The 19,196-nt window shown below is 69.5% G+C and carries 19 protein-coding genes; 13 read left to right on the top strand and 6 right to left on the bottom strand.

Going from position 1 to position 19,196, the window contains the following annotated elements; translation table 11 throughout:
• Window positions 1-14: 14 nt before the first annotated feature.
• From ACZ4Z3_RS31845 to ACZ4Z3_RS31835, 3 genes are all read right to left on the bottom strand, one after another.
• The gene (locus ACZ4Z3_RS31845; RefSeq protein WP_468504271.1) at window positions 15-785 is read right to left on the bottom strand and encodes an SDR family NAD(P)-dependent oxidoreductase; all 771 of its coding nucleotides are present in this window, start codon (window positions 783-785) and stop codon (window positions 15-17) included.
• Between the two features lie 109 nt (window positions 786-894).
• The gene (locus ACZ4Z3_RS31840; RefSeq protein WP_468504270.1) at window positions 895-1,593 is read right to left on the bottom strand and encodes an HAD family phosphatase; all 699 of its coding nucleotides are present in this window, start codon (window positions 1,591-1,593) and stop codon (window positions 895-897) included.
• Between the two features lie 52 nt (window positions 1,594-1,645).
• Window positions 1,646-2,371: a ScbR family autoregulator-binding transcription factor gene (locus ACZ4Z3_RS31835; RefSeq protein ID WP_468504269.1), complete on the bottom strand. Its 726-nt coding sequence runs from the start codon at window positions 2,369-2,371 to the stop codon at window positions 1,646-1,648.
• A gap of 263 nt (window positions 2,372-2,634) precedes the next feature.
• On the opposite strand from ACZ4Z3_RS31835, the gene ACZ4Z3_RS31830 reads away from it, so the two are divergent.
• The 12 genes from ACZ4Z3_RS31830 to ACZ4Z3_RS31775 all read left to right on the top strand — a co-directional run bounded on the left by ACZ4Z3_RS31830 (window position 2,635) and on the right by ACZ4Z3_RS31775 (window position 15,177).
• A complete protein-coding gene (locus ACZ4Z3_RS31830) occupies window positions 2,635-3,591 on the top strand; it encodes a ScbA/BarX family gamma-butyrolactone biosynthesis protein (protein ID WP_468504268.1) in 957 nt (318 codons plus the stop codon).
• A 917-nt stretch (window positions 3,592-4,508) separates the two neighbouring features.
• Window positions 4,509-5,393, top strand: coding sequence for a LysR family transcriptional regulator (locus tag ACZ4Z3_RS31825; RefSeq protein WP_468504267.1), 885 nt, complete (start codon window positions 4,509-4,511; stop codon window positions 5,391-5,393).
• Window positions 5,394-5,483: 90 nt separating this feature from the next.
• Window positions 5,484-6,542, top strand: a complete 1,059-nt coding sequence (locus ACZ4Z3_RS31820; protein ID WP_468504266.1) for a tartrate dehydrogenase — start codon at window positions 5,484-5,486, stop codon at window positions 6,540-6,542.
• Between the two features lie 107 nt (window positions 6,543-6,649).
• Complete coding sequence (gene solA / locus ACZ4Z3_RS31815; RefSeq protein WP_468504265.1) at window positions 6,650-7,786, top strand: N-methyl-L-tryptophan oxidase; 1,137 nt, start codon at window positions 6,650-6,652, stop codon at window positions 7,784-7,786.
• A 149-nt stretch (window positions 7,787-7,935) separates the two neighbouring features.
• Window positions 7,936-8,616: a haloacid dehalogenase type II gene (locus ACZ4Z3_RS31810; RefSeq protein WP_468504264.1), complete on the top strand. Its 681-nt coding sequence runs from the start codon at window positions 7,936-7,938 to the stop codon at window positions 8,614-8,616.
• Window positions 8,617-9,008: 392 nt separating this feature from the next.
• Window positions 9,009-10,103, top strand: a complete 1,095-nt coding sequence (locus ACZ4Z3_RS31805) for an ABC transporter substrate-binding protein (RefSeq protein WP_468504263.1) — start codon at window positions 9,009-9,011, stop codon at window positions 10,101-10,103.
• Window positions 10,096-11,235, top strand: a complete 1,140-nt coding sequence (locus tag ACZ4Z3_RS31800) for an ABC transporter ATP-binding protein (protein ID WP_468504262.1) — start codon at window positions 10,096-10,098, stop codon at window positions 11,233-11,235. The genes ACZ4Z3_RS31805 and ACZ4Z3_RS31800 overlap by 8 nt, the downstream gene beginning before the upstream one ends.
• Window positions 11,236-11,238: 3 nt before the next feature.
• Entirely contained in the window at window positions 11,239-12,135 is an 897-nt protein-coding gene (locus ACZ4Z3_RS31795) for an ABC transporter permease (protein WP_468504261.1), read from the top strand.
• Entirely contained in the window at window positions 12,132-12,998 is an 867-nt protein-coding gene (locus tag ACZ4Z3_RS31790) for an ABC transporter permease (protein ID WP_468504260.1), read from the top strand. Before ACZ4Z3_RS31795 ends, ACZ4Z3_RS31790 begins: the two co-directional genes overlap by 4 nt.
• Window positions 12,995-13,126: a hypothetical protein gene (locus tag ACZ4Z3_RS31785; RefSeq protein WP_468504259.1), complete on the top strand. Its 132-nt coding sequence runs from the start codon at window positions 12,995-12,997 to the stop codon at window positions 13,124-13,126. Before ACZ4Z3_RS31790 ends, ACZ4Z3_RS31785 begins: the two co-directional genes overlap by 4 nt.
• A 162-nt stretch (window positions 13,127-13,288) precedes the next feature.
• Window positions 13,289-14,569: an NAD(P)/FAD-dependent oxidoreductase gene (locus ACZ4Z3_RS31780; RefSeq protein ID WP_468504258.1), complete on the top strand. Its 1,281-nt coding sequence runs from the start codon at window positions 13,289-13,291 to the stop codon at window positions 14,567-14,569.
• Window positions 14,570-14,823: 254 nt separating this feature from the next.
• A complete protein-coding gene (locus ACZ4Z3_RS31775; RefSeq protein ID WP_468504257.1) occupies window positions 14,824-15,177 on the top strand; it encodes a cupin domain-containing protein in 354 nt (117 codons plus the stop codon).
• 731 nt (window positions 15,178-15,908) lie between these two features.
• On the opposite strand, the gene ACZ4Z3_RS31770 is transcribed toward ACZ4Z3_RS31775, so the two are convergent.
• A complete protein-coding gene (locus tag ACZ4Z3_RS31770; RefSeq protein WP_468504256.1) occupies window positions 15,909-16,496 on the bottom strand; it encodes a TetR/AcrR family transcriptional regulator in 588 nt (195 codons plus the stop codon).
• A 105-nt stretch (window positions 16,497-16,601) separates the two neighbouring features.
• Between ACZ4Z3_RS31770 and ACZ4Z3_RS31765 the strand changes: the two genes are divergently transcribed.
• Complete coding sequence (locus ACZ4Z3_RS31765; RefSeq protein ID WP_468504255.1) at window positions 16,602-17,417, top strand: oxidoreductase; 816 nt, start codon at window positions 16,602-16,604, stop codon at window positions 17,415-17,417.
• A gap of 681 nt (window positions 17,418-18,098) precedes the next feature.
• Here the strand turns inward: ACZ4Z3_RS31765 and ACZ4Z3_RS31760 are convergent.
• Window positions 18,099-18,314, bottom strand: coding sequence for a hypothetical protein (locus tag ACZ4Z3_RS31760; RefSeq protein ID WP_468504254.1), 216 nt, complete (start codon window positions 18,312-18,314; stop codon window positions 18,099-18,101).
• A complete protein-coding gene (locus ACZ4Z3_RS31755) occupies window positions 18,298-18,825 on the bottom strand; it encodes a hypothetical protein (RefSeq protein WP_468504253.1) in 528 nt (175 codons plus the stop codon). The genes ACZ4Z3_RS31760 and ACZ4Z3_RS31755 overlap by 17 nt, the downstream gene beginning before the upstream one ends.
• Window positions 18,826-19,196: the final 371 nt, after the last annotated feature.

Raw genomic sequence — 19,196 nt, 5'->3', positions numbered from 1 at the left:
CGGCGCCGGCGCGGCTACACCGCGGTCGAACCGCCGTCGACGGCCATCGCCGTGCCGGTGACGAACGAGGAAAGGTCGCTGCACAGCCAGGCCGCGGCCTGCGCCACCTCGGCCGGTGCGGAGATCCGCCGCTGCACCGAGTCGGCCATGAAGACCTCCTCGAGCTCCGGGGACGCCCGCAGCACGCCCTCCATCATCTCGGTGCGGGTGCTGCCCACGACCAGTGCGTTGCAGCGGATGCCCCGCTGCCCGTAGTCCAGCGCGGCCGCCCTGGTCAGTCCGATCACCGCGTGCTTGGCGGCGACGTAGGCGGCCGAGGCACCGGTGGCCTTCATCCCGGCCACGCTGGACGTGTTCACCACCGAGCCCCCCGAACCCGCCAGCATCGCCGGTATCTGGTGCCGCAGGCAGTTCCACACGCCGCGCAGATTGACGTCGACGGTGCGCTCGTACGTCGCGTCGTCGATCTCGTGCAGCGGCGTCCCCGCGGTGGCGTAACCGGCGTTGTTGAACGCCGCGTTCAGGGTGCCGAAGGTGTCGACGGCGACCGCCACAGCCCGTTCGGCGGCGGCTGGGTCCCTCACGTCACCGGCCGCCGCGACGGCCCGCCCCCCGCCTGCCCGGATCTGCGCGACGAGGTCGTCCAGCCTGTCCTCGCGCCGGGCCACGACCACCACCGCGGCCCCCTCCTCGGCGAACAGCCGGGCGGCCGCCGCCCCGATGCCGCTGGACGCCCCGGTGATCATGGCCACCTTGCCGTCCAGCAGCCGCCCTGCACCGCTCATCCCCACTGTGCCCCCTTGCCGTCGTGAAGTCGGTTGCGTGCGCGCGAGGTCCGCGCCCCGCGCGGGCGCAGACCTCGCGGTGTGCCTCGTGGAACGCGCCGGACTGCCGTCAGGCGGCCCAAGCCGTACCGGCCGCCGCCTCGCTGTCGAGCGTCCGCAGCAGGTCCTCGTCGATCGCGTGCAGCGAGTCCACCAGGTGACGCACCCCGGCCTCGCGCATCAACTGCCGCTGGAAGCTGTGCTCGAAGCGGCTCGGGTGGCCGATGAACGCCATACCGAGCAGCCGCGCCTCCTCGGCGACCCGGGCGACGTCGTCGACGATCAGAACCTCGTCGTGCTCGACACCGAAGTACTCGGTGGCGATCTCGTTAAGGCCCGGCCGGAAGGAGTCGGTGCAGATGTAGCCGGGCCCGTCGAACAGTGCCGCGTGCTCCCCGAGGAAGGCGTCGAAGTGGTCCCTGCCCAGACCGCCGTAGCAGACGGTGCGCAAGCCCAGGCCGCGCAGCAGCCCCACGAGGGCGACAGCGCCCTCGTTCACCCGCACCGGACGGGTCTTCAGATACCGGGCCCGTTCCTCGAAGTACGCCTCCAGCGCTTCCTCGCCGCTCATCGAGCCGCCCCCCGCCTCGGCGAGCAGCCGCCCCGCGACCGCGCGAGGCTGGGAGAAAATCGTGCGCTCCAGCTCGGCGGTGTATACGCAGCCGCGGCTCACCAGGAAGTGGTGGATGACCGGACTGAAGGTGTCGTTGAGCATGACGCCGTCGATGTTCACCGCGCCCAGGCGCAGATGCGCCAGACCCTGACTCATGTGATCCCCCTCGGTGAGACCGCGGGCTGGCCGCGGTGCTGAAAGCGCGGCCTCAGCCGGCCGCGCCGGTTCTCTCCCCGCCCACGGACTCCTCGACGCCCTCCCGGACCCGCCCGTTCGCGGCGGCGGCCGCGCTGCTCGCGGCCCGGAGCAGGTCCCGGATCCGATCCGGGTTCACCTCGGTGCGGGCGACGACGGCCGGGACGGCGACCCCCGGCAGCAGCAACCGCCACATCCGTACCGCGCGGTCGGAGAGGTCCGCCCGCGCCTCGCTGGCGACGGCCGAGTACGTCTGCATGCCGGTGCACGCCTCGACCACGAACTCCGCCAGCTCGGCCGGTTCGACGCCGGCCTGCAACTCGCCCCTCTCACGGGCCGCTTCGAGGCACTCGGTCATGATCTGGCTCCACTCCCGATAAGGAGTGGTGTCCTTCAAGCCGAACGAGCCCTGCTCGCCGGTGAGGCGCACGCCCGCCCGCAGCAGCGGGTCCACCTGCAGCTGATACGCCCAGACCATGGTGATGTCGACGAGCCGTTGCAGTCCCTCGGACTCCAGCCAGGGGATGATCGACCGGGGCTGCGCGTTCATGACCGCGCGCGCCAGGTCCTCCTTGGAGTCGAAGTGGAAGTAGAGGGCCCCGGCGGTCAGTCCGGCTCTCTTGAGAATGCGGCTGATGCTTGCGCCGGCGAAACCCACCTCGTCGAAGACGTCCGCAGCCGCGCGGAGCAGCGACTCACGGGTCTGCACGGCACGCTCTTGCTTCGGCTGCTGAGCCATCGGAAACCCCCAAAGAAACAGAACGTTCCCTACGTTACCCGTCTGATCGGCACCGGGCCAGTCGCAGCGGAACGCCAGCTCCCACTTGCCCGCGATGAACGGACACTTCACACTTTCCTCTCGGCATTTTACTCATCCATGACTGTCTCTTTGCCGCAAGGAAACCTAAAACAAAACGAGCACTCTTTATTTTCTTTCCAGGAGCGAACGCCTGTACGTGCATACAGCCGTGCACAGCACACACTTCCTTGGGGGATTTCCACATGTCGATCACCGCCTCGAACCCGGCGACACAGACCTCGTTCGCCACCACGGTTCCTCGCGCTTACGTCCACAAATCGGCACAGTCCGAGGTCCTGCTGACCGGCTGGAGCCCCGCCGGACCGGACCGCCACCGCATCACCGCCCGGTGGCCGCTCGCCCATCCCTTCTATGCGCCGGCGGGAGGCTTCCACGACCCGATGCTCGTAGCGGAGTCGGTCCGCCAGTGCGTGCCCCTGCTGAGCCACGTCGCCTACGACGTTCCCTTCGGCCACCGGCAGGTGTGGAGCCGCTTCCGGTACGAGATCGACCCGGCCGCGCTGGCGGTATCGGACGCCCCGGCCGAGGTGGAACTGCGGGTCACCTGCCCGAAGGTGACCCGTCGCGCAGGCCGGCTGGTCTCCGTCGACATGCACGTCGACCTGTCCCTCGACAACCGCCCACTGGGCTTCGCGTTCACCCGCTTCGCCGACCTGTCGCCCGCCGTCTACCCACGGCTGCGCGGCCCCTACGCCGACATCGACGAGGCCTACCGGCTCGCCATCCCCCTCGCCCCGCCGACCGCGCCGGCCTCCGTCGCCCGGACCGGGTTCACCGACGTCGTGCTGTCGCCGACCAACTCTCCCACCCTCCATCAACTGCGCGTCGACCTCACCCACCCGGCGCTCTTCGACCACCCCGTCGACCACGTCCCGGGCATGCTCCTGCTCGAAGCGGCCCGACAGGCCACCCATGCCCAGACCCACCCGCAGCCGGTGATCGCCACGGCCATGGAGGCCGAATTCGCCCAGTACGTGGAACTCGACGCGCCCTGCTGGATCCACGTCGGGCCGCCCGGCGAGGAATCCGGCCGCGACGGCGACGGTCCTGGTGCGGCACCTGTGCGCGTCATGGCGGTGCAGAACGAGGCCTGCGCGTTCACGGCGACCGTGACACCCACGGCGGTTTCCGGGGCCTGACCCCCGGACGGGGGCCACTGCGGCACAGCGACGGCGACGGCGCGGGCGCCAGGAAACGGCGGGCAGCCACCCGGCCCCCATGGCCACGTCGCTGTGCGGAGCCTGTCCCAGCCGAGCCGCACCGACCGCCCCAGATCCTCGCCCTGTCGTACGACGACACCCGGCTGCGTCAGGAGCTCGCCGCCCTCCTCCAGGTGCAGCCGACTCAGGTGGAATGCCCGCTGCCATTCCACGGGCCAGGCCGGGCACCAGGACCGGTCGATGTCCTCCGGCTGCTCGCGGCGCTCCTCCGACAAGGCGCCGACCGACGAGCGGACCGGCAGGCCTTCGGCACGCCGCTGCTCGATCTCGTGCGCCCGCCGTGCGGCGGCCCGGGCGTTCTCACCCCGCCCTCCGACGGCCCGCCGGACGGTACGGGTCAAGGTACGGCCCGCCGGATCGACGACAAGGAGGCATGTCTGGCCTATGTGGCAGTCACCCGCACTCGACGCCGCCTCGACATCGGCGGCCTGTCCTCGGATCAACGAGCATCCGCATGGAGCATCGGCCGGTCCCCAGCCGCCGCAGTGATCAACAGGACGGGTTCTGGGCGTCGGTTGTCCGGGAGGAGCGCACGGCGCAGCGGCGGTACGGACCGCAATGATCCGGGGCGATGCGGTATTGCGTGTGACGGGTGTCGGCCCTGTCGGTGACGGCCACGTGCGAGAAGCCCCGTGCCTGTTCGCCTCAGGCCGGGAGACGGCTGTGACCGAGTGCCTCAGCCGGCCATTGAGTGCCTCAGGTGGCTATGACCGCGCTTCGGTGATGATGACGGCCAGTTTGTCGGTGGTCCGTGCTTCGTCGAGGCGGTCCTTCACGCCACCATGGTCGGGGCCGATCGAGTCGTCGGTTGATTTCTTCCGGGGCAGAGGGCGCGTATGGACATTCGGCAGCTGGAGTACTTCCTTGCGATTGTCGATCGTGGGGGGTTCAACCGTGCGGCGTCGGCTCTGTACGTGTCGCAGCCGTCGCTGTCGCAGGCCGTGCGGGCCCTGGAGCGTGACCTGGGCTCGGAGCTGTTCCATCGCATCGGGCGCAGGGCCGTGCTGACGGAGGCGGGAAGGGCCCTGATCGAGCCTGCCCGGGAGGCCGTGCGGAGCCTGGAGACGGCGCGGGCGAGTGTTGCGGCGGTGCATGAGCTGCGGGAGGGGCGCCTGGACGTGGCGGCGATGCCGTCGCAGGCGGTGGAGCCGCTGACGAGCATGGTCAGTGCCTTCAGCCGCCGTTATCCCGGTGTTTCCGTGGCGATCAATGCCGCGTTCACGTCGCGCGATGTGATCGACATGGTGCGCACGGGTGCGGTGGAGCTGGGGCTTTTGGCGGCCGCCGGTCCTGTTTCGGACAAGGAGGTCGTCTTCCATGCGCTGGGGCGGCAGCGTTTTGTGCTGGTGGTGCCGGCCGACGGCGCGTTCGCCGGCCGGAGGGCGGTTCAGGCCCGGGAGCTTGCGGGACAGCGGCTGATCGTCGGGCAGTCGGGTACCGGGATGCGTGCCTACGTCGACGCTCTGCGGGAGCAGGGCATCGACTTCGCCGTCGCCGTCGAGACCGAGCACCGGGTCTCGCTGATGCCCCTGGTGCTGGCCGGGGTGGGGCTGGCGGTGGTCACGGATTCCTGGCGGGACCTCGCCGGGCGGCTGGGCGCCCGTGTCCTGGACATCGAGCCGGAGAACACCTTGGACATCGCCCTCGTCGCCCGCCGCGGCATCCTCTCGCCGGCGGCCGCCGCGTTCGTCACGGCCGCGACCTCGGCCACCGACAGGTGATAGACACCGACAGGTGATAGGCCCCGCTTATAAGGCAGATCCGCTTTGCGTCTTGGACGCCCCACCAACCGCCCTGCTGCAATCGACGCCATGACGACGAACCACCGGATCGCCCTGATCCCGGGCGACGGCATCGGCGCCGAGGTACTGCCCCCGGCACAGCAGGTGCTCGATGTGCTCGGCCGCCGCCACGGCTTCAGCCTGTCCTACACGTCGTACGACTGGGGTTGCGAGCGATACCTGCGCCAGGGCGCCATGATGCCCGCCGACGGGATCGACCAGCTGCGCGAGGCGGACGCGATCCTGCTGGGCGCGGTGGGATACCCGGGGGTGCCCGACCATGTCTCGCTGTGGGGACTGCTGATCCCGATCCGGCGCAGCTTCCGCCAGTACGTCAACCTCCGGCCCATCCGTGTCTTCGAAGGCATCGACAGTCCGGTGCGCGGTGCACGGCCGGGCGAGGTCGATGTCGTCGTCGTGCGCGAGAACATGGAAGGCGAGTACAGCGAGGTCGGCGGCCGGCTCAACAGCGGCTTCCCGGACGAGATCGCCGTGCAGGAGGCGGTGTTCACCCGGGCGGGCGTCACCCGCCTGCTGGACTACGCCTTCACGCTCGCCTCCCGGCGCGGCGGCCGCCTGACCTCAGCGACCAAGTCGAACGGCATCATCCACACCATGCCGTTCTGGGACCAGCTCGTCACCGAGCGGGCCGCCTCGTTCCCGCAGGTCGCCTGGGACCAGGAGCACATCGACGCGCTCGCGGCCAAGTTCGTCCTCGAGCCGGCCCGCTTCGACGTCGTCGTCGCCTCCAACCTCTTCGGCGACATCCTCAGCGACCTCGCGGCCGCCGTCGCCGGATCCATCGGCATCGCCCCGGCGGCCAACCTCAACCCCGAGCGGGACTTCCCCTCGATGTTCGAGCCGGTGCACGGCTCCGCACCCGACATCGCGGGGAAGGGCATCGCCAACCCGCTGGGCGCGATCTGGTCCGCGGCCCTGATGCTCGAGCACCTCGGCCACCCCGCCGCGGCCAGGGACATCACGGACGCGATCGCCGCGGTCCTGGCCAAGACCGATGTCCGCACCCGTGACCTGGGCGGAACGGCGACCACCGCCGAGTTCACCGACAAGCTGATCGAGCTCCTCTGAGCCATCTCCCCCTGCCTCAAGGTGGCACACAGCGTTGACCTGCAGGTTTCCCGGGCTGATAGTGAACGCCACTCCCACGGGACGAACCGGAAGAAAGGAGCGACCTCATGAGCATTGCCAAGCGCGTCGCCGTGATCGGCGCCGGCAGCATGGGCAGCCAGGCCATGTGGCGACTGGCCGCCCGCGGAGCCGAGGTCATCGGCTACGACCGGTACGCGCCGGGCCACGACCGCGGCGCGGCGGGGGGCGAGAGCCGCATCTACCGAGCCGCCCACCTCGGCGAGCCCGGGTACGTTCCGCTGCTGCGGCTCGCGGACCGGATGTGGGAGCAGCTCCAGGCGGAGACGGGCCGGTCGCTGCTACGCCGCAGCGGCAGCCTGGTGATGGCAGAGACCGCCTCACCACCCATGCAACTCCTCCTCTCCACCAGCGCCGCCCAAGGGCTGGATCACGAGGTGCTGGACCGGGAGGAACTCGCCCGCCGCTACCCCCAGCACCGGCTCCCGGACGGACACACCGCCGTCCTCGACCGGTTGGGCGCCGTCATCAGACCCGAGGCCTCCATCCAGGCCGCCGCCACCCGAGCCGAACAGTTGGGCGCCCGCCTGCACCGCTACACCACGGTGCGCGAGGTCGTCCCCACGGCCGGCGGCGGGGTGCGGGTCGTCACCGACCAGGGCACGGACCACGTGGACGCCGCCGTGGTGACCGTGGGCCCATGGATCAACACCCTGCTCCCTGACCTCCCCCAGGCCATCGATGTCCGCCGGGTGATCTGCTCCTGGCACCTGCCCACCCGCCACGACTGGTTCGCGGGCGGTGCCCCTCCCTTCGTGCGCGCCACACCCCACGACTGCTTCGGAATCCCGTCGCCCGACGGCATCTCCGTCAAGCTCGGTCTCTCCTTCAAATACCACGCGCCCGTGCCCGAGCCCGAACGGCTCGACCGTACGGTCCGCCCCGAGGAACTCGGCATCTTCCGCGAGCTCATCGGTGAACTCATGCCCGACCTGAACCCCGACCCCATCAGGATGTCGGCCTACATGGAGGGCTACACCACGTCCGGGAACCCGCTCGTCGGTCATCTCCCCGGCGAGGACGACATCATCGTCCTGGCCGGCTTCTCCGGCAGCGGCTTCAAGCTCTCGCCCGCGATGGGCGAGATCGCCGCCGACCTGGCGCTCGACGGCACCACGGAGCACCCCATCGACTTCCTCGCCCCGGCGGGAGTCGGCGCCACCTGACCCGGGACGAGCGTCGACGACATCACCCCGAACCCCCGCACCCCCGCACCCCCACACTCCGCACCCCATCCCGACATCCCTGTCATGGGCATGCCTGAAACCGGGGTTGCCCGCAACCAGTTCCCCGCAGCAAGAAAGTGAGCACTCCCATGCCCATTCCCTCGTTCCAGTGGCGCCCGAAGTACGTCTCGTTCGACTGCTACGGCACGTTGATCGACTGGCCGATGAACCCCATCACGCGTGAGCTCGTCGGCGACCAGATCCCGGCCGAGCACTGGGAGCAGTTCGTCAGGGAGTTCCGCGGCTACCGCTACGACTCGGTCTGCGGCGAGTACAAGCCCTACGAGCAGACACTGCAGGACGCCTTCGAGGGCGTCTGCCGCAAGTGGGGCATCAAGGCCGCCCCGGACGCCGGCAAGCGGCTCGGCGACGGCGTCCGCAGCTGGGGCCCGCGCGCCGATGTGCCGGCACCGCTGAAGAAGATGGGCGAGAACTACAAGCTGGTGATCCTCTCCAACGCCGACAACTCCTTCCTCGCGGAGAGCGTGCCCCGGCTCGGCGCGGACTTCCACGCGGTCTTCACCGCGGAGCAGGCCGGCTGCTACAAGCCCCGCTACGCCGCGTTCGAGTACATGCTCGACCAGCTCGACGCGTCCCCCGAGGACTTCGTGCACGTCTCCTCGCACACCCGCTACGACCTGCTGCCGATGCACGACATGGGCTTCCGCAACCTCGTCCTCCTGGACCGCGGCAGCGACCCGGTCACCCACGGCTACGACTACGTGACGGTGAAGTCCCTGGACGAGCTCAACACCATGCTCGGCATCTGACCCGCGACGCACAACCGTCCCGCACCGACACCTTCAAGGACCCGCAGTCCATGTCGGCGACGCCCGCGTAGAACTCGCGGTACCAGGTCGAGGGCGACGTCTCCTGCCGCATCCTCGACCCGGCCGACAGCGGGGAGCACACGGTCCCCGCTGTCGGCCGGCGGGCGGATCGCCTACGGCATGCACGGCATCACCGTCCCCGACGCGGAACTGGCCGCCCTGGCCCTCCCTCCCCTGGGACCCCGCCACGGCCACGCGCCCAACCTCCGGCCCCACGGGCCAGGGCGTCGATTTCCGACGAGGTGGATCACCTCCAGCCCCAGCTTCAGCTGCCGCTTTCCACGTCCCCAGCCGCTCCCCTTCTCGCGGTCGGCACCACCAGGAGGCACACGATGAAAGACACCCGAATAGACCGCAGACTGTTCCTGAGAGGAATAGGCGGGGTCACGGCGGGTGCAGCCGCCGCGACCGCCCTCAGCGCCTGCGGTACCGGTACCAGCCGGTCCGCCACGGGCGGCGGCAAGACGGTGGTCGTCCGCGACAGCGGCGGTTCCTACGGCGCGGCCCTGCAGAAGGCGATCTACACGCCGTTCACGCAGGAGACCGGCATCAGCGTCAAGGTACTCAACCTGGACAACGCCCCGCTGCTGGCGCAGATCAAGCAGGGCCGCCCGCAGTGCGACCTCATCAACGACGCGATGGTGTCGCACACCAAGTACGCCAAGCAGGACGCGCTGGAGGCGCTGGACCTCGACCGGCTCAAGAGCGTCAAGAGCGCGAAGATCCCCGAGAACCAGATCACCGAGCATGCCATCGGCCACAGCTTCTACGGCCAGTGCATCGCCTACCGCACTGACGCCTTCGGGGGCAGGAAGCCGGAGTCGTGGGCGGACTTCTTCGACGCCAAGGCGTTCAAGGGCGGCCGCGCGATGTGCAGCCCGGACGGGGACCTGCCGGAGCTGGAGTTCGCGCTGCTGGCCGACGGCGTCCCCATGGACAAGCTGTACCCGCTGGATGTGAACCGCGCGTTCAAGGTGCTGACCCGGCTGCGGCCGGACATCAAGAAGTACTGGGACAGCGGTCCGCTGCCCGGCGTGCTGCTCAGCCGCCAGGAGGTGACGATGTCCACCGTCTGGGACGGCCGGATCGCCGACCTGCAGAAGCAGGGCGTCCCGGTGGAGCGTCAGCTCAACGGCATCCGCCGCCAGTTCTCCGGCTACGCCATCGCCAAGGGCGCGGCCCACGTGGACAACGCCTACAAGCTGATGGACTTCGCCTTGCGGGCGGAGAGCCAGGCCGCGCTGGCGAAGGCCTTCCCGTCGAACCCGTCGTCCCCCGTGGCCTACGGCAAGCTCACCGAGGACGAGCGCAACGCACTCGCCGGTGCGCCGAAGTACTACGACAAGGGTTTCGACGCGGATGTCGACTGGTGGCTGAAGAACGAAGCGGCCGTCACCAAGCGCTGGTTGGAGTGGGCTCGTGGCTGATTTCGGTGTTGCCACACCGTCGGTGAAGGTGGCCGGCGCCAAGCCGCCCACCGCGAGTGGCAAGGCGCTGTCGGTGGTGGCCCTGCGCAAGACCTACGGCGACGTGGTCGCCGTCGACGAGGCGTCCATGGAGATCGCGGCGGGGGAGTTCGTCACCTTCCTCGGCTCCTCGGGGTCGGGCAAGACCACGACCCTGATGATGATCGCCGGTTTCTGCGAACCCGACTCCGGCACCATCACCGTGGGCGGCCGGGACGTGACCCGGCTGGCGCCGCAGAAGCGGGGCCTGGGCTTCGTCTTCCAGCAGTACCTGCTCTTCCCGCACATGACGGTCAGCGAGAACGTCGCTTTCCCGCTCACGCTGCGTGGGGTGGGCAAGGACGAGATCCGCCGGCGGGTGGGGGAGACGCTGGAGATTGCGGGTCTGTCCCGGTTCGCCGGTCGCAAGCCGCGTGAGCTGTCCGGTGGCCAGCAGCAGCGTGTGGCGCTGTGCCGGGCGCTGGTCTACCGCCCGCCGGTCATCCTCATGGACGAGCCGCTGGGCGCGCTGGACAAAAAGCTGCGTGACCAGCTCCAGGTGGAGATCAAGACCATCCAGCAGGAACTCGGCCTGACCGTCATCTATGTGACGCACGATCAGGAAGAGGCGCTGGTGATGTCGGACCGCATCGCGGTGATGCGCAACGGCCTGATCGAGCAGTTCGACACCCCCCGCGAGCTGTTCGAGCGGCCCAGGACCCCGTTCGTCGCGGACTTCCTCGGCGCGGCCAACTTCCTGCCCGGCCGCATCGAACAGCAAGACGGCGAACACACCCTGGTACGCCTCGATGGCAGTGGCGGCCTGATCAATGCACGCCGTCACGACCTGGCCTCCAGCACGCAGGTGAAGGTGGCTGTGCAGCCGGGCCGGCTGCGGGCCTGCGCCGCCGACGACGGGTTCTGCACCGGCACGGTGGAGACGGCCACGTACGTCGGCACCCTGGTCCGCGCGGGCGTGCGCATCGACGGCAAGGACGCGCCGCTGCTGCGCCTGGAGGTCCCGGCCGGCCGCGGCCCCGTCGCCGGTGAGCGGGTCGGGATCACCGCCGACCCCGACGACGTCAACCTCTTCCCCGCTGAACAGGACGGGTGAGCCATGGCCGCCACCCTCACCGCCACCGCACCCGCCCGTCCGCGCAAGCTCCTCGCCTCGCGCCGCACAAGGGCCGGCATCCTCTACGCCCTGCCGGTCGTCGTCTACCTGCTGGTGCTGTTCATCTACCCGATCTTCAGCACCCTGCTACTCAGCCTGAAGGACGCCGACGGCGCGTTCACCCTGCACTGGTACGCCGACGCGCTCACCGGCGTCAACCTCTCCGTGCTGATCACCACGCTGCGGATCTCCGCCGAAACAGCCGTGCTGAGCCTGGTCTTCGGCCTTGTCCTGGCCAATGCCATCACCCGGCTCAAGCCGATCCTGGCGGGCCTTGCGATGCTGGTCGTCGTGGTGCCGCACTTCATCAGTGCCCTGGTGCGTACCTACGGCTGGATCATCATGCTCGGCGACAAGGGCCTGGTGAACGAGACCCTCACCGCCATGTCCGTCCCAGGAGCGCCGTTCCAGCTGCTCTACAACGAGCTGGGTGTGGTCATCGGTACCACCTCGATGATGCTGCCGTACACGGTGCTGCTGCTGTACGGGGTGATGCGCGGGGTGGACCGGCGCCTGATGGCGGCCGCGGCCAGCATGGGCGCCGGACGAGTGACGATCTTCGGCCGGGTGTATCTGCCGCTGGTGGCACCGGGCCTGGCCAGTGCCGGGCTGCTGAGCTTCATCCTCTCGCTGGGCTACTACATCACCCCGGCGCTGATGGGCGGCCCGAACCAGACGATGATCGCCACCCTCATCAACCAGCAGGTGACCAAGGAGAACCAGTGGAACGGGGCCGCCGCGCAAGGCGTGATTTTGCTGGTCCTCACCCTGGCCGGACTGCTCCTGGTCAAGGCCGTCAGCTCCCTGGGCGCCAGCCGTAAGAAGAGGAGCGCGTCATGATGGAACTGCGCGGCAGCCTGGCCGGACGCATCGCCCTGACCGCCATCTCCACCGTGATCCTGCTGTTCCTGGCGCTGCCGATCGTCGTCATCCTCGTCACCTCCTTCAGCGACAACGCCGTCGCCGCCTTCCCGCCCGAGGCATGGACGCTGAACTGGTACAAGGCCCTGTTCGCCGACGGCAGCAAATGGCCCGCCGCACTCTCCCTGTCCGCCCTGATCGCCGCCCTGAGCACCGTGTTCTCCCTGATCATCGGGGTGACCGCGGCCACCGCGCTGGTGCGCAGCGAACTCCCGCTGCGCTCGGCGGTGTTCGCCCTGGTCCTCGGACCGCTGGTCATCCCCCAGATCGTCACCGCGCTCGGCCTGTTCCTGTTCTTCGAACCGGCCGCGATGCTGGGCAGCCCCATCGCCATCGCCCTCGGGCACACCGTGCTCGCCTCACCCATCGCGGTGCTGATCCTGATCGCGACCCTGCGCGGCCTCGACGAACGCCTCGAAGACGCCGCCGCCAGCATGGGCGCCGGCCGCCTCACCATCGCCCGGAAGATCACCTTCCCCCTCGCCGCACCCGGCATGATCGCAGCCGCGATCTTCTCCTTCATCACCAGCTTCGACGAGTTCTACATCTCCCAGTTCCTCTCCTCCGTCGACACCGTCACCCTGCCCGTGCAGGTCTACAACTCCCTCACCTTCGAGATCGACCCCAGCGTCACCGCGGTCAGCGCGCTGCTCACCGCCTTCGCCATCCTCGCCCTCGGCCTCGTCGCCCTGGTCCGCTGGCTCGGCTCCGGAAAGCAGGGCTCCCTGCTCTCGGTCGAGAACACGGCAGGCGTCGCCCACCCGGGAGGGGAGGCCGTATGACCACCGCCGCCGCCACCGCTCAGCGGCACCTGCTGCACATGACCGCCAACGGCTCGCTCAGCCCCGAGGGCGAGGATCTCCTCCTCGTCCAGCGAGGGGAGAGCCTCCTCGGTCGGTCGTCGACCTGATCCCGCGCCGACTGCGCGAGACCGGCCTCCTCGCCCACGTCTGCAACCGCTTTGTGCCGCTGATCGGACCGAGCCCCCGCTGATCAGCGACCGCAGCCCCGTCGCCGGGCTCCTGGTGGTGCCCGGCCGCGCCCCTTCGAAACTTCCCGCTAAGGACCCGACATGAAGACGATTCCCTATTGGATAGAAACCGCAGGGGCGTTTCCCGACCGGTCCGGCAAGCCGCTGACCGAGGACACCGACCTCGTGGTCGTCGGCGCCGGCCTGACGGGCCTGTCCACCGCCCTGCACTCCGCCCGCAAGGGCGCCCGTGTCACCCTCGTCGAGAAAGGCCAGATCGGCTCCGGTGCCTCCGCCCGCAACGGCGGCATGGCCAACCTGGGCTTCACCATCGGCGTACGCCAGGCCATCCGCCGGTACGGACCCGAACGGGCCCGCGAGATCTACAACTCCTACGGCGAGGCCGTGGACACCGTCGAGCGGCTCGTGAACGAGGAGTCCATCGACTGCCAGTTCCGCCGTGTCGGACGCCTGGCCCTCGCCTCCCGCCCCGCTCACTTCGAGAGCCAGAAGGCCCAGCAGCGCGCCCTGGCCAAGTACTTCGGACACGAGACCACGCTGATCGGCAAGGCCGAGCTGCGTTCCGAGATCGGCTCCGACGCCTACCACGGCGGCCTGCTCGACCCGTTCAGCGCCGCACTGCACGTCGGCCGCTTCGTGCGCGGCATGGCCGAGGCGTGCGAGCGCACCGGTGTCGAGATCCACGAGGGCAACGCGGCCATCGGCGTGCGGCGCACCGCCACCGGCCGTTTCGAGGTGCAGACCGAGCGCGGTGTCATCCGTGCCGGGCAGGTCATGATGGCCACCGACGCCTACACCGACAACAACTTCCCCTGGCTGCGCCGCCAGCAGGTCTGCGTGGGCAGCTTCATCATCGTCACCGAGCCGCTCGGCGAGGAGCTCGCCCGGGACATCATCCCCAAGGCCCGCCTCCTCGTCGACTCCAACAAGGTCTGCCACTACTTCCGGCTCACCCCGGACAACCGGCTGCTGTTCGGCGGCCGCGCCCGCTTCGCACCGTCCGACCCCACCTCGGACAAGAAGAGCGGACAGGTCCTGTTCCGTGACATGTGCGCGACCTTCCCCCAGCTCTCCCACACCAAGATCGAATACCTGTGGGGCGGCTCCGTCGGCTTCGCCATGGACCGCATCGTGCACGCCGGTCAGACCGATGACGGGGTCTACTACTCCATGGGCTACTCCGGCCACGGCGTGCAGATGGCCACCCACATGGGCCACGTCATGGCCGAGGTGATGGACGGCCACCCCGAGGTCAGCCCCGTCCGCGACATCGCCCCGCCCCGCATCCCCCTCTACAACGGCACCGCCTGGTTCCTGCCCTTCGCGGGCGCCTACTACAAGACGCTGGACCGCATCCGCTGACCGGTCGAGCGCCTGCCTGGGCAGCACCGGTAAGCCAAGGAGGTCCTCGCCTCCGACCGCGCGTGGCCCAACCGCTCAGCAGAAGGGCCTGTTGCCCGCCGAGAGGCTCGCCGACCTGCTGCGCGCGGTGACCGTGGAGCGCAGCCGTCAGCCCTGGTCCCAGGCGCACGTTGAGCCTGGTCGAACTCGACCCGGTGACGCCTGGTATGTCCGTTCTCGATTCGCATCGATGCCGTAACCAACAGAGGAAAAGCATGTCGCTCCTGAAGACCATCGACACCGATCCCTCCTTCGCTCCCAGCGAGTCCGGCCCGCTGCCGGAACGCCTGATCTCCGGCGACCCGACGTACAGGACCTGGGCCCAGGACACCGCCCGTGAGGGAACGATCCACACGGGCGTCTGGGAAGCCACGCCCGGCGAGACGCGCTCGATCAAGGGCGAGACCTTCGAGTTCTGCCACATCCTTTCCGGCGTCGTCGAACTCACGCCGGAAGGCGGCGAGCCGGTGATCTACAAGGCAGGCGACAGCTTTGTCATGAAGCCGGGCTACGTCGGTGTCTGGAAGACCATCGAAACCGTGCGCAAGATCTACCTGACCGTGTCGTAACGCCGATGCCGCAGGGCACGATCGGCGCCGGGACCTCTCGCCAGGGCAACCTGCCCAGTAGACACATGTCCTCGATGCCCTTGGGACGGCTCCGTACGGCTCGGCGTCGCCACGTGGAAGGCAGGCGGGCGCACGGACAGGCCCAGATCGAAGAGGCCCTCGGTGCGCCCGCGGCCCGCAGGCGGTGGGTGGCGAAGCGCACCGCCAGTTCTCCAGCGCCCGCGCAGGCGGCAGCGGAACGGGGCGGCCGGCTCGACGGCCACGGTCCGGCCGAGCGTGCGAGGCACCGTAAGGGCAACGGTGCGCCACGAGCAGAAAGCCACCGGCAGAGAAACCATGTCGCCGCGGGTCCCTTGATCGCGTGGACCTTGCCGTCCTGCCGCAGCGCGGCCGTTCACACCTTCGCCGGCAGCAGCGCGATGGCCTGCTCGTCCGTGGCGTTGACGGCCCAGCCGGTCACCCAGCGCACCCGGCGCTGGGTCGGGGACAGCTGTTGGAGATGAGGCCGACCGACGTGCGCTGCCTGGTGAAACGCAAAGTGGCGGCCGTCACCCTCTACGGCACGCTCACCCTGGGCACGGCGGCGACCGGCACCTGGCCGGCCCACTGTGGCTGGCAGCCAGGTCTCGCGCGGGGTACTTCGTCATGCCGCGGTGGGCTCTGGTGGGCAGCAGCGCCTGTGCGCCGCCTTCCGTGGGGCAGCCAGGCTCGTCCACGAGGCGAAGGGCGGGCTACCGCACGGGTGAGGCGTCGAGCAGCGCGAGGGCGTTGTGGACGCCCTGGTCGAGGACGTCGTCGGCGAGCTTGGGGTCGGCCAGGGCGCGGGAGAGTTGCAGCGTCCCGACCATCATGGCGAAGACGCTGAGCGCCTGCGCGCGTGCCGAGGGCGGGTTGTCGGGTGCCAGACGGGCTGCGATGTCGTCGGCAACGGCCAGCATGCCCTCGGTGAACGCCTGCTTGGTCGCGTCCGTGCAGCGTCCGATCTCGTCGAGCAGGGCGGCGGTGGGGCAGCCGTTCTCGGGGTCGTCGCGGTGTCCGGGGGACAGGTACGCGCGGACGAACTGTTCGAGCCCGGCGCGGCCGTGCGCCAGCGTTTCAAGGCTGGCGTTCTGCATGCCCAACTGGTCGGCGACGGCGTTCGTGACGAGGTCCTCCTTGGAGGCGAAGTGGGCGTAGAAGGCGCCGTTGGTCAGGCCCGCGTCCGCCATGAGCGTTGAGATCCCGGAACCGTCGATGCCGTCCTTCTTGAACCGGCGGCCGGCCGCGTCGATGATCCGCTGCCGCGTCGCCTGCTTGTGGTCTTTCGTGTAGCGCGCCACGCACTCCTCCTCGCTCCGCCCAGGAGGCCGCTTGCCGCCTGCCGACTACCATCCCCTAGAGTAATTGCATTACGATCATAATCCAATTGCTGAGGAGACCCCAACATGACCACAAACCGGCCGGTGGCACTCGTGACCGGAGCATCGTCAGGCATCGGCAAGGCGGCCGCCTTCGCGCTCGTCGACGCAGGATTCGAGGTCGTCGGAACGAGCCGCCAAGCCTCAGGAGACGACCGCCGCGACGGCGTGACGTTCCTCGACCTCGACGTGGCCAGCGACACCTCGGTCGCCCGCGCGGTCGACCGCGTGATCGAGAAGTTCGGGCGGATCGACGTCCTGGTCAACAACGCCGGCATCGGCTCCGCCGGCGCCGGCGAGGAACGCTCCCTTGCCCAGGACCAGCAGCTGTTCGACATCAACGTCTTCGGCCTGATCCGCATGACCAAGGCCGTCCTGCCGCACATGCGTGCCCAAGGCCGCGGCCGGATCATCAACATCTCGTCCGTCCTCGGGTTCGTCCCCGCGCCGTACATGGCCGCCTACGCCGCGTCCAAGCACGCGGTCGAGGGCTACTCCGAGTCCATGGACCACGAGGTCCGCCAGCACGGCGTCCGCGTACTGCTCGTCGAGCCCGCCGTGACCAGGACCGCGTTCGAGGCCAACTCCCCACAACCCGCCACGCCTCTGCCGGTCTACGAGCAGCAGCGGCAGGTCTTCGAGCGCCTGATGGGCGCGGCGATGAAGGACGGCGACGATCCCGCCACCGTCGCCAAGGCGATCGTCGCCGCGGCGACCGACCCGAAGCCGAAGCTGCGCTACCCCGCCGGACCGACCGCCGGACGCGTCAGCACCCTGCGCCGCCTCGTCCCCGCTCGTGCCTTCGACCGGCAGATCCGCAAGCTGAACCAGCTGCCCGCCTGACCGGCACCCCCATCCCCCGCCACCTCGACCTGCACCAGGAGCCTTCCGTGGACCTGTGCACCAGCACCGCCCTCGTCACCGGAGCCAACCACTTGGCCGCACCCTCGCCGCCGAACTGCTCAGCCGCGGCGCTGCCGTCTACGCCGCAGCACGCAACCCCGACCAGGTCGAACTGCCTGGTGCCAAGCCGATCGCGCTCCACATCACCGACCCAGCCTCCGTCGCCGCCGCTGTCCCGGCCACCGGCGACGTCACTGTCCTGATCAACAACGCCGGCGTCTCCACCGGCGCCAACCTGCCCGCCAGCGACCAGGACGCCACCCGCCTGGAGATGGACACCCACCAGGCAGCACTCAACATGTTGCCTACGGGTCAAAGGCTCTGCCGCACGGGAGCGAGCCCGGTCGCGGGGGAGCGAACGGCGAGCACTTGGTGCCGGAGGCGATTCCCCTCGACTATGTCCGGCGGGCCGCTCCGGCATCCGACCCCTACGGTGGCCAGAATCGCCATCTGCGCTTGCGCCGTCTGGCGTGAGCGCGGATGGCGGCCCTGACCTGAGAAGGTGAAAAGCTTCAGCGCCCAGATGGTGAAAACCACCGCGAACGGAGCGCTGAAGTGCAAGCCACTGGAAGCGCTTGATGACAACTGTCTCGCCCAGCCACACCCGACCCGTGCATTCCGTCACCCCCGCGTGCCGCATTTCGTCGGTTCCCCGATGAGCGAGCAGGGCGTGGCTTGGAGGCCGCGCCGTCCGATCCGTACCTGCAGCTTCGACCACAGCGGCAGCGGGAGCTGCCGAAACGCCGAGGCCAGGACCGCCTTGTGGTCGGTAACGTCGTTGGTCGGGGCGGTGCCCGGCCGCAGCGGCATGGCGACGCACTCACGGGTGTCGGCCACCCACGCACTCAGCGGCATGTGACCGAAGCTGCCCCTTGAAGGTGCCCGCCGCGTCTTCCTTGCGGCTGGTGCAGGTGACGACGGTCGCGTCCAGGCCGAGGGCGTACCAGTTGGCCGGCTCGAGGCCGCACACGGAGATCCAGGGGAAGCCGCCGGGTCGCAGGGCGAGCAGCGTCCACCACGCGGCGGATCGCGGCGCGGGCGCGCTCGATGCGGGCCCGCGACGGGGCGTCGATCGCCGCGGGAGCACGGCGGGAAGTGCTCTGCGAGACCGGCTGGCTGAACACCGCCCGCCAGTGGTACTGGATTGCTCGGCCTCCGAGATGTTCGTCGCACCGAGCATGATTGCGCGGGCCGGCTGAACCAGCGCCGTGCCCCGGTCCCGCCGGCCCGGACCGGTGCCCTCGGCAACGCTGCCTTCAGGGCAGTGGCCAAGGCCGACGCGGTCGGCGACCTTCCGCAGCAGCACCACGCCCGCGTGGCTGATCAGGTTCTTGCCGCCGGCCCGCACGGCAAGCCGATGATCCCAGTCGGCATTCTTCGCCCGTCGGGCGCCTCTCCCTCGCGGTCTTCTTGATCTAGGCAGGCCAATCACCCCAGGTGGGAGGCATCGTTCTGCTGTCAGGGCGTCAGGCGACAGTTCCAGCTGAATTCTTGAGGCTGATGCTACGGACAGTCAGGTGCGCACCATCCACAGATCTGACAATTCCTCCGACTGCGCCGCTGCCCAGGGAGTCGCGCTCGGTACGCAAGGCGGTCATTGGACCACGTCGGTGATGTGGTTGATGCAGACGACCTTGGGCTGGGTCATCTCCTCGAAGGCGAAGCGCACGCCTTCGCGGCCCATGCTGCCGTACTTGTATCCGCCGAAGGGCATGGCGT

Source organism: Streptomyces sp. NPDC030296 (assembly GCF_055572815.1).
The sequence above is the reverse complement of the archived record's forward strand: the minus strand, read 5'-3'. Positions and strand labels throughout refer to the sequence as shown.

Excerpts from the sequence above, each read along its gene's own strand:
- ACZ4Z3_RS31810 (WP_468504264.1), top strand. The coding sequence starts at position 7,936 with ATGCCCATTCCCTCGTTCCAGTGGCGCCCGAAGTACGTCTCGTTCGAC.
- ACZ4Z3_RS31845 (WP_468504271.1), bottom strand. The coding sequence starts at position 785 with ATGAGCGGTGCAGGGCGGCTGCTGGACGGCAAGGTGGCCATGATCACC.
- ACZ4Z3_RS31790 (WP_468504260.1), top strand. The coding sequence starts at position 12,132 with ATGATGGAACTGCGCGGCAGCCTGGCCGGACGCATCGCCCTGACCGCC.
- ACZ4Z3_RS31805 (WP_468504263.1), top strand. The coding sequence starts at position 9,009 with ATGAAAGACACCCGAATAGACCGCAGACTGTTCCTGAGAGGAATAGGC.
- solA (WP_468504265.1), top strand. The coding sequence starts at position 6,650 with ATGAGCATTGCCAAGCGCGTCGCCGTGATCGGCGCCGGCAGCATGGGC.
- ACZ4Z3_RS31775 (WP_468504257.1), top strand. The coding sequence starts at position 14,824 with ATGTCGCTCCTGAAGACCATCGACACCGATCCCTCCTTCGCTCCCAGC.
- ACZ4Z3_RS31795 (WP_468504261.1), top strand. The coding sequence starts at position 11,239 with ATGGCCGCCACCCTCACCGCCACCGCACCCGCCCGTCCGCGCAAGCTC.
- ACZ4Z3_RS31825 (WP_468504267.1), top strand. The coding sequence starts at position 4,509 with ATGGACATTCGGCAGCTGGAGTACTTCCTTGCGATTGTCGATCGTGGG.
- ACZ4Z3_RS31820 (WP_468504266.1), top strand. The coding sequence starts at position 5,484 with ATGACGACGAACCACCGGATCGCCCTGATCCCGGGCGACGGCATCGGC.
- ACZ4Z3_RS31785 (WP_468504259.1), top strand. The coding sequence starts at position 12,995 with ATGACCACCGCCGCCGCCACCGCTCAGCGGCACCTGCTGCACATGACC.
- ACZ4Z3_RS31765 (WP_468504255.1), top strand. The coding sequence starts at position 16,602 with ATGACCACAAACCGGCCGGTGGCACTCGTGACCGGAGCATCGTCAGGC.
- ACZ4Z3_RS31780 (WP_468504258.1), top strand. The coding sequence starts at position 13,289 with ATGAAGACGATTCCCTATTGGATAGAAACCGCAGGGGCGTTTCCCGAC.
- ACZ4Z3_RS31835 (WP_468504269.1), bottom strand. The coding sequence starts at position 2,371 with ATGGCTCAGCAGCCGAAGCAAGAGCGTGCCGTGCAGACCCGTGAGTCG.
- ACZ4Z3_RS31830 (WP_468504268.1), top strand. The coding sequence starts at position 2,635 with ATGTCGATCACCGCCTCGAACCCGGCGACACAGACCTCGTTCGCCACC.
- ACZ4Z3_RS31840 (WP_468504270.1), bottom strand. The coding sequence starts at position 1,593 with ATGAGTCAGGGTCTGGCGCATCTGCGCCTGGGCGCGGTGAACATCGAC.